Below are 14176 nucleotides of genomic sequence, written 5' to 3' on the forward strand. Positions count from 1 at the left end.
TTGGCCAGCGCTTTGTCCTACGAAGCGCTGGATAACCGGCTACAAATCATCGTTTCCATTTCCAACAACCAGGCGGCAGTTTGCTCCGCCGCCGGTTGCGCCGTGACGCAATAGCGGCGACCGCCCCAAGCCATGATCACCCAGGCTTCAATAGTCGGTGCTGATGGCTGCATCGGCAAATCGCGGCAAGCAGCAAAGGCTTCACGCCATTTTTGCGAAAGTTCCTCGTACACCCTTCGATGATGCTTGGGTTCGGCGATCTGATGCTCGATGAGCGACACGGCATGGTTGAACAGGGGTTGTCGGGCATCGTCAGGGTCGCAGGTCAGGCACACAAGACGCTTGATGCGAGTTTGCCAGTCCAGGTCGGTTGGCTGGATGACGTCTTGATCCATTTGCGCCAGCAATACATCCAGGCGATGCCGGATGTAACCCGACAGCAGGGCTTCCTTGCTCGGGAAATAGTCATACAGCGTGCCAATCGCCACGCCGGCTTCCAATGCCACTTCCCGGGTGGTCAGCCCTGACCAGCCATCACGCTGCCAAATCCGAACAAAAGCCTCGTAAATCGCCTCGACGGTGAAAATCGCCCGGGCCTGACTCGGCCGTTTCAGCGGCTTGGCGCGGGAATTGAGGGTGGGCGAATGGCCCTTGGTGTTTCCGAACCCACTCTTCATCGGCTGTGATTACTCTTGAGTGACCCGCCACTGTGTCGCAGCAGGAGACCGAACATGCAGGATTTCACCACGGTAACACGCCTGATTACTCGTAAAAATGCCCTGGACCAGAGCCGGATCGAGCAGGAACAACGTAGCCTGATCCCGGCAGCCGGCGAGGTGATCTTGAAGATTGATCGTTGCGCACTGACCACCAACAACATTACGTACGCGGCTTATGGCGATTCAATGAACTACTGGGGTTTCTTTCCTACAGGCCTGGCGGATTGGGGTCACGTTCCGGCCTGGGGGTTTGCCGACGTCATTGCATCAATGGTGGATGGCATCGAGGTGGGCGAACGTTTCTACGGTTACTTTCCGCTGGCCAGCCACCTGTGGATGCGTCCGGAACGGGTCACCGAGCGCGGCTTTTACGATGGCGCCGAACACCGGTCGGGGTTGACCTCGGCGTACAACCAATACACGCGCTGCAGTTGGGATTTGTACTACAGGCCAGAAACCGAAAATCTGCAGATATTGCTCAAGCCGTTGTTTCTGACCTCATCGATGCTGGCGGACTTCCTGCAGGACAACCGGTTTTTCGATGCGACCCGCCTGGTGTTCTCCAGCGCTTCCAGCAAAACCGCCTACGGCACGGCCGTGTGTCTGGAAAATCATCCGCAACTGGAGCGTGTGGCGCTGACGTCCGCCGCCAACAAAGCCTTTGTCGAAACCCTCGGTTGTTACGAACACGTGCTGCCCTATGCCGAGTTGGCCAACCTCACCGGTGACCGTCCTACGCTGTACGTGGATTTTTCCGGCGACCTCAATCTACGCGATCAGGTCCACCAGCACTTTGCCGGGCACCTGCTCTACAGTTGTTTCGCAGGCTCTGCGCAAAGTATCGATGAGCCACGGTTGACGGCTATCGAAGGGCCGCAACCGGTGTTCTTTTTTGCGCCGATCCAGATCCGCAAGCGCAATGCCGAATGGGGGCCGGAAGGGGTCAGCCAGCATATCGGCGAAGGGTTGGTGCGGTTTTTCCAGCGAGTGACCGGGAGCGAAAAGCCTTTGCTGGAAGTCATTGAAAGTCAGGGTTACGAGGCGGCGCAAAGGGTCATTTCCCGCTTGGTCCATGGCCAGGTCCCACCCGTGGAGGGGCATGTGATTCGCTTGTGATGTGATTCGGCGCGGTTGTCCGTTTAGACCGGGTTGGCCCCATCGCGAGCAGGCTCGCTCCCACATTGGATCTCAGTCATACGCAAGTTTTGTATCCACTGAAGTTCCCTGTGGGAGCGAGCCTGCTCGCGATGGGGCCAGCTCATACACGGCAAAACTCAGGCATTACCCGGCACATTCGGCCAAAGATCCGCCACCAGAAACAGCCGTTCAGCCTCTTCCCAGTCGCCGCTGGCATTTTCCGTCAGGCGCACCAGCAGTTGTGCCGGCGCCAACGGGTCCAGGTCATCCAGCCACGCCTGCATCTGTCCCGGGTTCCAGGTGTGTTCGGCCGAATAATGCGCCGGCGCCAGCCAGGCGTGGCGCGGCAGGGGTTGCCAGCGACCGGGCGGGCTCTGGGCCAATAACGCCGGCCAATCCTTTTGATGCAACCAGCGACCCCGCAAATGCTGTGGATGGGCACCCGACGGCGGGGCGGCCTGTCCGGGCCAGGGGTACAGCAAGTAACCCCCCAGCCACAAATGCGCGCTGAACGCCTGGATATCCAGCGCCGCCAGTACTTCACGGCTTTCGGCGCGAGCGGAAATCGGCAACTGATGCTGGCTCAGGTGCGCCAGTTTGCGGTCGAGCCGGTCGTGGCAGCCCGGGCCCAGCCACTGGGCGGTGTCGTGTCCGTCGCCGGATTGCGGGCCGAGGTAGAGCTTGATTGCCAGTTCCAGGTGATGCACGCCGTCGCGGTCGCGCAGCAGCATGTCCAGTTCACCCAGGGTGTGCCCCTCGCGGCGAATCGGCAGGTTGGCGGCAATCAGTTCTATGCCCGGCGCATGCTGCACGGCGAATTGCCAGAGGCGTTCGTAATACAAGCCCAGACGCCGGGTCCGGGCCTGGGCCAGCCAGTGCAGCAAGCCATAACTGTCCCGATCCAGCTGGCGCAGCCAATGCTCCAGCCGATCCGGTGCCTGCACCCAGTCGCTGCCGGCCAGCGGGTGGCGCTGCGGCCACGGGGTATCGTCCAGCATGGGCGGCGCGAGGATGACCCACGCCAGGTCACGCACTTCGGGATGGCGTAACTGATGGGGCAGGTGGAGCAAATCGGGAAATAGCATCATCTTGCGAGCATAGCCCGAAACCCGGGCACACCCTTGAAGCTGAAAGGATTTTGTCTACGGACGGCTTTCGCCCATAATCGTGGTTTTCGCCGCCACGCAGATCCCCGCAGGAGCCCCATGGAGCAATTTCGCAATATCGGCATCATCGGTCGCCTGGGCAGTTCCCAGGTGCTGGATACCGTCCGCCGACTGAAACGGTTTCTGCTCGATCGTCACCTGCACGTGATCCTCGAAGACACCATCGCCGAAGTGCTGCCAGGGCACGGCTTGCAAACCTCGTCGCGCAAGATGCTCGGCGAAGTCTGCGACATGGTCATCGTGGTCGGTGGTGACGGCAGCCTGCTTGGCGCCGCCCGGGCGCTGGCCAAGCACAATATTCCGGTGCTCGGCATCAACCGTGGCAGCCTGGGTTTCCTCACCGACATCCGTCCCGATGAGCTGGAAACCAAGGTCGCCGAAGTGCTGGACGGCCACTATCTGGTGGAAAACCGCTTCCTGTTGCAGGCCGAAGTCCGTCGCCACGGCGAGGCCATCGGCCAGGGTGATGCACTGAACGATGTGGTGCTGCACCCCGGCAAATCCACGCGAATGATCGAATTCGAGCTGTACATCGACGGCCAGTTCGTCTGCAGCCAGAAGGCCGACGGCCTGATCGTCGCGACGCCGACCGGATCTACCGCCTACGCGTTGTCCGCCGGCGGGCCGATCATGCATCCCAAGCTCGACGCTATTGTGATTGTGCCGATGTACCCCCATACCTTGTCAGGTAGACCCATCGTGGTCGATGGTAACAGTGAGCTGAAAATCGTCGTGTCCAAGGATATGCAGATTTACCCGCAAGTTTCGTGCGACGGGCAGAACCACTTCACCTGCGCGCCGGGCGACACCATTACCGTCAGTAAGAAAGCCCAGAAACTGCGGCTGATTCACCCGCTTGACCACAACTACTATGAAGTCTGCCGGACCAAGCTCGGCTGGGGCAGCAAGTTGGGGGGTGGAGGCGACTGATGCTCGATCCCGCGCGTAGCTACGACCTGATCGGTGACGTGCACGGTTGCGCTCTGACCCTGGAGCACTTGCTCGACCGACTCGGTTATCACAAGCAGGGTGGCGTCTGGCGGCATGCCTCGCGCATGGCGGTGTTCGTCGGCGATATCATCGACCGCGGCCCGCGTATTCGCGAGGCGCTGCATATCGTCCACGACATGGTCGAGGCCGGTCAGGCGCTGTGCATCATGGGCAACCATGAATTCAACGCGCTGGGCTGGAGCACGCCGGCGCTGCCCGGCAGCGGCAAGCAGTTCGTGCGCGAGCACACGCCGCGCCATGCCCGCCTGCTGCACGAAACCCTGACCCAGTTCGAACACCATCCGGGTGACTGGCATGACTTCCAGCAATGGTTCTACAAATTGCCATTGTTCGTCGATGCCGGGCGTTTTCGCGTGGTCCACGCCTGTTGGGACGCCGGGCTGATCGAGCCGCTGCGGGCGTTGTTCCCCAACGGTTGCGTCGATGAGCATTTTCTCCAGGCGTCGGCGGAGTCGGGCTCTTTTGCCTGCACCGTATTCGACCGGCTGCTGCGCGGCACGGATATGCGCTTGCCCCATGGCCTGACCATGACCAGCGGCGACGGCTTGGTGCGTTCGTTCTTCCGGACCAAGTTCTGGGAAGACGATCCGAAAACCTACGGCGACATCGTGTTCCAGCCGGATGCACTGCCGGAACCCGTGGCCCGGACGCCGCTGACGTCCACCGAAAAGAACAGTTTGCTGCGCTACGGCATCGATGAGCCGCTGTTGTTCGTTGGCCATTACTGGCGCAGCGGCAAGCCGGCACCGATCCGGCCGAACCTGGCCTGCCTGGATTACAGCGCGGTGCTGTACGGCAAACTGGTTGCCTACCGACTGGATCAGGAAACCCGCCTGGATCCGCAAAAATTCGTCTGGGTCGATGTCGAGCGGCCGGAGGTGCTGCAATGAGTGCTGTAGCGGTATTGCGTCTGCCCCTGGCGGTGGACTTGAGCGGGTTCGTCACCCTGCTCAAGCGCATGCAAGTGCCCCACCGGGTCAGCGAGGAAGCTGGCGAGCAGGTGTTATGGGTGCCACAGAACATCAGTGAAGACGTGCGTGCACTGTACGAACGTTTTCCGGCGGGCGATCCCGATCAGCAACTGGACATTCCGCTGGCGCAAACCGTCAACCGTCCGGGGTTCGTCGAGCAGTTGAAATACGCCAGGGCCACCGCGCTGGTATTGCTGCTGAGCATGATCGTCGGCGCGATCACCTTGCTGGGTGACAACCTTGAAACGATGCGCTGGCTGACCTTCCTCGAATTCCGCGTGGTCGGCGAGTACATCCACTTCACGCCACTGGCCGACAGCCTGGCGGCGGGGCAGTGGTGGCGCCTGGTCACGCCGATGCTGATCCACTTCGGCATCCTGCACCTGGCGATGAACGGTATGTGGTACTGGGAACTGGGGCGGCGTATCGAGTCGCGCCAGGGCAGTATCAACCTGATCGGCCTGACCTTGCTGTTCAGCCTGGTGTCCAACTTCGCCCAGTATTTGTTCAGCGGCCCGACCTTGTTCGGCGGTTTGTCCGGCGTACTGTACGGCCTGCTCGGGCATTGCTGGATCTTCCAGTTGCTGGCACCGAACCCGGCTTATCGCCTGCCGCGCGGCGTGCTGGTGATGATGCTGGTGTGGTTGCTGCTGTGCCTGTCCGGGCTGGTGTCGATGATCGGCTTCGGCGAAATCGCCAACGCGGCCCACGTCAGCGGGTTACTCATCGGATGCTTCAGCGGTTTGTTGGGCGGTTTGTATAACCGCCGTAAACTGGCCGCCTAATTCAGAACATGCAACAAAGAGACGGAGACCCAATGTCCTCTTTTAACGAAATGATCAACAACATCACCCCTGATATCTACGAGAGCCTGAAACTGGCCGTGGAAATCGGCAAATGGTCCGACGGTGGCAAGCTCACCGCGGAACAACGCGAATTGTCGCTGCAGGCGATGATCGCCTGGGAAATCCAGAACCTGCCCGAGGACCAGCGTACCGGCTACATGGGTCCGCAGGAGTGCAGCTCGAAGTCGATTCAAGTGCCGAATATCCTGTTCAAGTCGGATGCCATCCATTGATCGAGATTGGCCGCGGTGCAATCAGCAAAATGTCGGCGCGTCTGGACGGGCCGAACGTGCAATACGCTTTCCGTCTGGGCGAAACCGAGGTCCCGGTCAATCCGTTGATCGGCACCACGGTGCGCCTGGAATACCTGGGTGCGATCCACTGCGTCCATTGCGGACGCAAGACCAAAACCAGTTTCAGCCAGGGTTACTGCTACCCGTGCATGACCAAGCTGGCCCAGTGTGACGTGTGCATCATGAGTCCGGAGCGTTGCCACTTCGATGCCGGCACCTGCCGGGAACCTGAGTGGGGCGAGAAGTTCTGCATGACCGACCACGTGGTGTACCTGGCCAACTCGTCGGGGGTCAAAGTCGGGATTACCCGTGCTACCCAGCTGCCGACCCGCTGGCTCGACCAGGGTGCGAGTCAGGCCTTGCCGATCATGCGCGTATCGACCCGCCAGCAGTCCGGTTTCGTCGAGGATCTGTTCCGCAGCCAGGTGGCCGACAAGACCAACTGGCGTGCTTTGCTCAAGGGCGATGCGGCGGCGGTGAACCTGGCCGAGGTCCGCGATCGACTGTTCGACAGCTGCGCTGAAGGCTTGCTCGGGTTGCAGCAGCGATTTGGCTTGCAGGCGATCCAGCCGGTGACCGATGTCGAACCGCTGGAAATCCGCTACCCGGTCGAGCAGTACCCGGCGAAGATCGTCAGCTTCAACCTGGACAAGAACCCGATTGCCGAAGGCACGCTGATGGGGGTCAAGGGCCAATACCTGATCTTCGATACCGGCGTGATCAATATTCGTAAATACACGGCTTACCAGCTCGCCGTGCATCAGTAAGGACTCCAGCATGCGCACCGAACAACCGAAGATGATCTACCTCAAGGACTATCAGGCACCCGAGTACCTGATCGACGAAACGCACCTGACCTTCGAGTTGTACGAGGACCACAGCCTGGTCCATGCGCAACTGGTGATGCGCCGCAACCCCGAGCGTGGCCCGGGCCTGCCGCCGCTGGAGCTCGACGGCCAGCAGCTGGAACTGCTGTCGGTCACTCTGGCTGACCAGGAGCTTTCCGAGGCGCAGTATCAGCTGACCGAGAATCACCTGACCCTGCACCCGACCAGCACCACCTTCACGGTCGATACCAGCGTCCGGATCCACCCGGAAACCAACACCGCGCTGGAAGGCCTGTACAAGTCCGGCACGATGTTCTGCACCCAATGCGAGGCCGAAGGCTTTCGCAAGATCACCTATTACCTCGACCGCCCGGACGTGATGAGCACCTTCACCACCACGGTCGTCGCCGAACAACACAGCTATCCGGTGCTGCTGTCCAACGGCAACCCGATCGCTTCCGGTCCCGGTGAAGAAGGCCGGCACTGGGCGACCTGGGAAGACCCGTTCAAGAAGCCGGCGTACCTGTTTGCGCTGGTGGCCGGTGATCTGTGGTGCGTCGAAGACAGCTTCACCACCATGAGCGAGCGCAACGTGGCGCTGCGCATTTACGTCGAGCCGGAAAACATCGACAAGTGCCAGCACGCGATGAACAGCCTGAAGAAATCCATGCGCTGGGACGAAGAGGTCTACGGTCGCGAGTACGATCTGGACATCTTCATGATCGTCGCCGTGAATGACTTCAACATGGGTGCCATGGAGAACAAGGGCCTCAACATCTTCAACTCCAGCGCCGTGCTGGCCAAGGCCGAAACCGCCACCGATGCCGCGCATCAACGGGTCGAAGCGATCGTCGCCCACGAATACTTCCACAACTGGTCGGGCAACCGCGTGACCTGCCGTGACTGGTTCCAGCTGTCGCTCAAGGAAGGCTTCACGGTATTCCGCGATGCCGGTTTCTCCTCGGATATGAACTCGGCCACGGTCAAGCGCATCCAGGACGTGGCGTACCTGCGCACCCACCAGTTCGCCGAAGACGCGGGCCCCATGGCCCACGCCGTGCGCCCGGACAGCTTCATCGAGATTTCCAACTTCTACACCTTGACTGTGTACGAGAAAGGCTCGGAAGTGGTCGGCATGATCCACACCTTGCTCGGTGCCGAAGGCTTCCGCAAAGGTAGCGACCTGTACTTCGAACGCCACGACGGCCAGGCCGTGACCTGCGATGACTTCATCAAGGCCATGGAAGATGCCAATGGCGTTGACATGACCCAGTTCAAGCGCTGGTACAGCCAGGCCGGTACACCGCGTCTGGCGGTGAGCGAGTCCTTTGATGCGGCGGCGAAAACCTACAGCCTGACCTTCCGCCAGAGCTGCCCGGAAACCCCGGACAAGGTTGAAAAACTGCCGTTCGTGATCCCGGTCGAACTGGGCCTGCTGGATTCCAAAGGCGCGGCGATTGCCCTGCGTCTGTCCGGTGAAGCCGCCGCGCAAGGCACCTCGCGGGTCATTTCGGTGACCGAAGCCGAGCAGACTTTCACCTTCGTCGATATCGCCGAACAACCGTTGCCTTCGTTGTTGCGCGGCTTCTCGGCGCCGGTGAAGCTGAGCTTCCCGTACAACCGTGACCAGTTGATGTTCCTGATGCAGCACGACAGCGACGGCTTCAACCGCTGGGATGCCGGCCAGCAACTGTCGGTGCAGGTGCTGCAGGAATTGATCGCCCAGCAGCAGAAGGGCCAGGCGCTGGTACTCGATCAGCGTCTGGTGTCGGCGCTGCGCACGGTGCTTTCGGATGAGTCGCTGGATCAGGCCATGGTCGCAGAAATGCTCTCGCTGCCAAGCGAGGCGTACCTGACCGAGATCAGCGAAGTGGCGGATGTCGAAGCGACTCATACGGCTCGCGAGTTTGCCCGCAAGCAACTGGCCGATGCGTTGTTCGAAGGCCTGTGGCTGCGTTACCAGGCCAACCGCGAGTTGTCGAAGCAGACGCCGTACGTGGCCGAAGCTGAGCACTTCGCTCGCCGCGCGTTGCAGAACATTGCGCTGTCGTACCTGATGCTCAGCGGCAAGCCGGAAGTTGTGGCGGCGACTCTGGAGCAGTTCGATTCGTGCGACAACATGACCGAGCGTCTGACCGCACTTGCCGTGTTGGTCAATTCATCGTTCGAAGCCGAGAAGGCCAAGGCGCTGGCCAGCTTCGCCGAACACTTCAAGGACAATCCGCTGGTGATGGACCAGTGGTTCAGCGTCCAGGCCGGCAGCGTGTTGCCGGGTGGTCTGGCGCGGGTCAAGGCGTTGATGCAGCACCCGGCGTTCAACATCAAGAACCCGAACAAGGTGCGGGCGCTGGTCGGTGCGTTTGCCGGGCAGAACCTTATCAACTTCCATGCCGCTGACGGTTCCGGGTATCGCTTCCTGGCGGATCTGGTGATTGAGTTGAATGGCTTTAATCCGCAGATTGCTTCTCGTCAGTTGGCGCCTTTGACTCGCTGGCGCAAGTACGACAGTGCTCGTCAGGTTTTGATGAAGGGGGAGCTGGAGCGGATTCGGGCTTCGGGGCAGTTGTCCAGTGATGTGTTTGAAGTGGTCAGCAAGAGTTTGGTCTGAGTTTGTTGTTGACCTTGGCGGCCTTCGGGCCGACCAGGGGCATGGGTTGATTGGGTACATATCCGTTTCTTCGGTAATGGCGGCTGGTGGTTTCGCCCTTACGGCGAGTCACTTTTTTTACAAGCGCCTAAAAAAAGTAACCAAAAAAACGCTCGCCCCGAACGTACGGCCCCTCGCTAAGGCTCGGGGTTCCTTCGCTCCGGCATTCATCCGGGGGCATCGCCTCCGGTCGGCTTCGCTCGACCTCCTCTCGATGTGTTCGGCTGCGCCGAACGGCGCTGCGCGCCTACCCCCGGATGAACGCCTCCGCTCAGCCTGCCGAGGGGGCGGGTGGATCAAGATCAAAAGCTGCAGGCGAGCTAACGCTCGGCCTGATGAGTGGTGAAAAGCGGCGCGGTGTACGCCGCTCTGCCTTTGCCTTTGCCTTTCTGTGGGAGCGAGCTTGCTCGCGATGGCGGCCTGCCAGTCGACCGAGTCGCATCTGCTTGCACCGGGATTTTCAGAGATCCATAGCTGCTTTGGCTTTGGCTTTGGCTTTGGCTTTGGCTTTGGCTTTGGCTTTGGCTTTGGCTTTTGATCTTCTTGCCCCCTCGTGAGGCCGAGTGGAGGTTCTGCGCAGTGGGCAACCCGGCATGGATGCCGGGTTAGCCGCCGCCGGCCATGGATGGCCGATGGCGGCGGGCCCACGGAGCAGGACCGGAGCGAGGGCATGCCGAGCCTAAGCGAGGCACCGAACGTAAGGGGCAAAGCGCTTTGGTTACTTTCGCGCTTTTCGAAAGTGACCCGCCGTAAGGGCGGAACCAATAGCGGCCGTAACCGCAGCAACGGATATGTACACCAAACACCAAACACCAAACCCCAAAACCGCAATCACCCCACCTGATACCCAACCATTCAGAACAACCACCCATCCCCCCCGGTTAACAAAACATAACGTGGCGTCGATTGTCAGACATGAAAAAACACCGATAGGATAAGCCAGCTTCCGAAGGGGCTCTGGATTGCGGGTTTCAGGATTATGCTCTGAAACAGCCAGTCCAGACACGCACCCTTGCGGCGCCCAGAAAGGTTGAACGACCTAACAATAATAATGGGAGAAGGTCTATGAGTGAGCCTGTCATGGGTGTGGGTATCTGCCGCCCGCCGGCATTACGCAAATTCGCGTTGCTGGCCACAGCGCTCTCGCTGTTGGGCTCTGCCATGCTGTCGGCGCCTGCGCTGGCCGCGGCGGCGCCAGCATCCGATGTTGTTTATTCCATTGAATCGGCCAAGGCTGCCAAAAGCCTGATGCTCGATGTCGTCCACGCCGGCAAGCGCCTGGTGGCGGTCGGGGACCGTGGGCACATCCTGTATTCCGATGATCAGGGCGCTACCTGGACCCAAGCCAAGGTCCCGACCCGGGCCCTGCTGACGTCGGTGTTTTTCGTCGATGACAAGCACGGCTGGGCCGTCGGCCATGACGCGCAGATCCTCGCCAGTGACGACGGCGGCGCGACCTGGACCAAGCAATTCGAAGATCTGACTCGCGAATCGCCGCTGCTCGATGTCTGGTTCAAGGACGTCGACAGCGGCTTTGCCGTGGGCGCTTATGGCTCGCTGATGGAAACCACCGACGGTGGCAAGCATTGGGAAGACGCCAGCGACCGCCTGGACAACGAAGACCAGTACCACCTGAATTCGATCGCTGCGGTCAAGGACGCCGGATTGTTCATCGTCGGCGAGCAGGGCAGCATGTTCCGTTCCGCGGACTGGGGCCAAACCTGGGAGAAACTCGAAGGTCCGTACGAAGGCTCGCTGTTTGGCGTGATCGGCACGGCGCAGCCCAATACGCTGCTGGCCTACGGACTGCGTGGCAACCTTTACCGTTCCACGGATTTCGGCAGCAACTGGGAGCAAGTCGAGCTCAAGGCTGAACGTGGCGACCTGGAGTTCGGGCTGTCCGGTGGCACGCTGCTCGACGATGGTTCCATCGTGATCGTCGGCAACGGCGGCTCGGTGATTCGCAGCAGCGACAATGGAGAAACCTTCAAGGTGGTCAACCGTCCGGACCGTATTTCGGTCTCGGCAGTGACGGCGGCAGGCAATGGCAATCTGGTTCTGGCCGGGCAGGGTGGCGTTCGCGTCACCTCGCCAAACGGCACCGAGTCGGGTAAATGAGCCGGGTTAATAATAAGAAGGCGGAGCTATGACTTCCTTGAGTACTCATCATCAGGACAAGGCGACGTTCCTCGAGCGCCTGATCTTCAACAACCGCCCGGCAGTGATCACGATCTGTCTGCTGGTCAGTATTTTCCTGTTCTGGCAGGCGACGCTGATTCGTCCGTCCACCAGTTTCGAAAAAATGATCCCGCTGGAGCATCCCTTCATCCAGAAGATGATGGAGCACCGCAACGATCTGGCGAACCTGGGTAACACGGTGCGGATTTCGGTGGAAGCCACCGATGGCGACATCTTCTCCAAGGAGTACATGGAGACCCTGCGTCAGATCAACGACGAGGTGTTCTACATCTCCGGTGTCGACCGTTCCGGCCTCAAGTCGCTGTGGAGTCCGAGCGTTCGCTGGACCGAAGTGACCGAAGAGGGCTTCGCCGGCGGTGAAGTGATTCCGCAGAGCTACAACGGCTCCCAGGCCAGCCTCGACTTGCTGCGCAACAACGTGCTCAAGTCCGGCCAGGTCGGGCGGCTGGTGTCCAACGACTTCAAGTCGAGCATCGTCGACATTCCTTTGCTGGAGTCCTACCCGGACCCGCAGGACCAGGGCAAGCTGCTGGCGCTGGACTATCGCCAGTTCTCCCACGAGCTTGAAGACAAGATCCGCACCAAGTTCGAAGCGCAGAACCCGAACGTGAAGATCCACATCGTCGGTTTCGCCAAGAAAGTCGGTGACCTGATCGACGGCCTGGTGATGGTGGTGATGTTCTTCGGCGTCGCCTTCGTCATCACCCTGATCCTCCTGCTGTGGTTTACCAACTGCCTGCGCAGTACCGTCGCCGTGTTGAGCACGACGCTGGTGGCAGTGGTCTGGCAGCTAGGCTTGATGCACTTCTTCGGCTTCGGGCTCGACCCGTATTCGATGCTGGTGCCGTTCCTGATCTTCGCCATCGGTATTTCCCACGGCGTGCAGAAGATCAACGGGATCGCCCTGCAATCGAGCGAGGCGGACAACGCCCTGACGGCGGCGCGCCGTACGTTCCGTCAATTGTTCCTGCCGGGGATGATCGCGATCCTCGCCGATGCCGTGGGTTTCATCACGCTGCTGATCATCGATATCGGTGTGATCCGTGAACTGGCCATCGGCGCATCCATCGGTGTGGCGGTGATCGTGTTCACCAACCTGATCCTGCTGCCGGTGGCGATTTCCTATGTCGGCATCAGCAAGCGTGCCGTCGACCGCAGCAAGAAAGACGCGACTCGCGAGCATCCGTTCTGGCGCCTGCTGTCGAACTTTGCCAGCGCGAAAGTGGCCCCGGTTTCCATTCTGCTGGCACTGATCGCCTTTGGCGGTGGCCTGTGGTACAGCCAGAACCTGAAAATCGGCGACCTCGACCAGGGTGCCCCGGAGCTGCGTCCGGACTCGCGCTACAACAAGGACAACAACTTCATCATCAACAACTACTCCACCAGCTCCGACGTGTTGGTGGTGATGGTCAAGACCAAGTCCGAAGGCTGCTCGCGCTACGAAGCCATGGGGCCGATCGACGAGCTGATGTGGAAGATGCAGAACACCGAGGGCGTGCAGTCGGCGATTTCCCTGGTGACCGTGTCCAAGCAAATGATCAAGGGCATGAACGAGGGCAACCTGAAATGGGAGACCCTGTCGCGTAACCCTGACGTGCTGAACAACTCCATTGCCCGCGCTGACGGCCTGTACAACAACAGCTGTTCCCTGGCGCCGGTGCTGGTGTTCCTCAACGATCACAAGGCCGAGACCCTGGATCGTGCGGTGCATGCGGTGCAGGAGTTCGCCAAGGAAAACAACAAGGATGGCCTGGAGTTCATCCTCGCTGCCGGTAACGCCGGGATCGAGGCGGCCACCAACGAGGTGATCAAGAAGTCCGAGCTGACCATCCTGATCCTGGTGTACATCTGTGTAGCGGTCATGTGCATGATCACCTTCCGTTCGTGGGCGGCGACCTTGTGCATCGTGCTGCCGCTGGTGCTGACCTCGGTACTCGGCAACGCCCTGATGGCCTTCATGGGCATCGGCGTGAAAGTGGCGACCTTGCCGGTCGTGGCGCTCGGGGTGGGGATTGGCGTGGACTACGGCATCTACATCTACAGCCGCCTGGAAAGCTTCCTGCGTGCCGGCCTGCCGCTGCAAGAGGCGTACTACCAGACGCTGAAGTCCACCGGTAAGGCGGTGCTGTTCACCGGTCTGTGCCTGGCCATCGGCGTGTGCACCTGGATCTTCTCGGCCATCAAGTTCCAGGCCGACATGGGTCTGATGCTGACCTTCATGCTGTTGTGGAATATGTTCGGTGCGCTGTGGCTGCTGCCGGCACTGGCGCGGTTCCTGATCAAGCCGGAGAAACTGGCGGGGCAGAAGGGCAATTCGTTGTTCGCCCACTGATTGCGTGGTTGTGCCGACACCGAAAGCCG

General features: G+C 60.5%; 12 protein-coding genes. 10 read left to right on the plus strand and 2 right to left on the minus strand.

All coding sequences use genetic code 11. The annotated features are described in order from the left end of the window. Positions 1-17: 17 nt before the first annotated feature. Positions 18-677 (minus strand): TetR/AcrR family transcriptional regulator, encoded by a 660-nt coding sequence (locus tag WHX55_RS13460; RefSeq protein WP_353742861.1) that lies wholly within the window; start codon positions 675-677, stop codon positions 18-20. Between the two features lie 54 nt (positions 678-731). Between WHX55_RS13460 and WHX55_RS13465 the strand changes: the two genes are divergently transcribed. Further along, on the plus strand, positions 732-1835 hold the full coding sequence (locus tag WHX55_RS13465) for a DUF2855 family protein (protein ID WP_353742862.1): 1104 nt from the start codon (positions 732-734) through the stop codon (positions 1833-1835). Positions 1836-1993: 158 nt separating this feature from the next. Here the strand turns inward: WHX55_RS13465 and WHX55_RS13470 are convergent, their stop codons facing one another. Then, positions 1994-2944, minus strand: a complete 951-nt coding sequence (locus tag WHX55_RS13470) for a DUF1853 family protein (protein ID WP_150724074.1) — start codon at positions 2942-2944, stop codon at positions 1994-1996. Between the two features lie 117 nt (positions 2945-3061). Between WHX55_RS13470 and WHX55_RS13475 the strand changes: the two genes are divergently transcribed. From WHX55_RS13475 to WHX55_RS13515, 9 genes are all read left to right on the plus strand, one after another. Continuing rightward, positions 3062-3952, plus strand: a complete 891-nt coding sequence (locus WHX55_RS13475; RefSeq protein WP_008016128.1) for an NAD(+) kinase — start codon at positions 3062-3064, stop codon at positions 3950-3952. Next, positions 3952-4923: a metallophosphoesterase gene (locus WHX55_RS13480; RefSeq protein ID WP_150724073.1), complete on the plus strand. Its 972-nt coding sequence runs from the start codon at positions 3952-3954 to the stop codon at positions 4921-4923. The genes WHX55_RS13475 and WHX55_RS13480 overlap by 1 nt, the downstream gene beginning before the upstream one ends. After that, complete coding sequence (locus WHX55_RS13485) at positions 4920-5789, plus strand: rhomboid family intramembrane serine protease (RefSeq protein ID WP_150756454.1); 870 nt, start codon at positions 4920-4922, stop codon at positions 5787-5789. Before WHX55_RS13480 ends, WHX55_RS13485 begins: the two co-directional genes overlap by 4 nt. Before the next feature lie 32 nt (positions 5790-5821). Then, the gene (locus WHX55_RS13490; RefSeq protein WP_056727623.1) at positions 5822-6082 is read left to right on the plus strand and encodes a DUF1315 family protein; all 261 of its coding nucleotides are present in this window, start codon (positions 5822-5824) and stop codon (positions 6080-6082) included. After that, positions 6079-6909, plus strand: a complete 831-nt coding sequence (locus WHX55_RS13495; RefSeq protein WP_150724071.1) for a DUF2797 domain-containing protein — start codon at positions 6079-6081, stop codon at positions 6907-6909. The genes WHX55_RS13490 and WHX55_RS13495 overlap by 4 nt, the downstream gene beginning before the upstream one ends. 10 nt (positions 6910-6919) lie before the next feature. Continuing rightward, positions 6920-9577 carry an aminopeptidase N gene (gene pepN, locus WHX55_RS13500; RefSeq protein ID WP_353742863.1) on the plus strand — a complete coding sequence of 886 codons (2658 nt, stop codon included), beginning with the start codon at positions 6920-6922 and terminating at the stop codon, positions 9575-9577. 442 nt (positions 9578-10019) lie between these two features. Beyond that, positions 10020-10154: a hypothetical protein gene (locus tag WHX55_RS13505; protein WP_353742864.1), complete on the plus strand. Its 135-nt coding sequence runs from the start codon at positions 10020-10022 to the stop codon at positions 10152-10154. A gap of 527 nt (positions 10155-10681) precedes the next feature. Then, positions 10682-11734 carry a YCF48-related protein gene (locus WHX55_RS13510; RefSeq protein ID WP_151214643.1) on the plus strand — a complete coding sequence of 351 codons (1053 nt, stop codon included), beginning with the start codon at positions 10682-10684 and terminating at the stop codon, positions 11732-11734. 28 nt (positions 11735-11762) lie between these two features. Further along, a complete protein-coding gene (locus WHX55_RS13515) occupies positions 11763-14147 on the plus strand; it encodes an RND family transporter (protein ID WP_150756450.1) in 2385 nt (794 codons plus the stop codon). Positions 14148-14176 lie beyond the last annotated feature (29 nt).

Source organism: Pseudomonas fluorescens (genome assembly GCF_040448305.1).
Classification (GTDB): Bacteria; Pseudomonadota; Gammaproteobacteria; order Pseudomonadales; family Pseudomonadaceae; genus Aquipseudomonas; species Aquipseudomonas fluorescens_BH.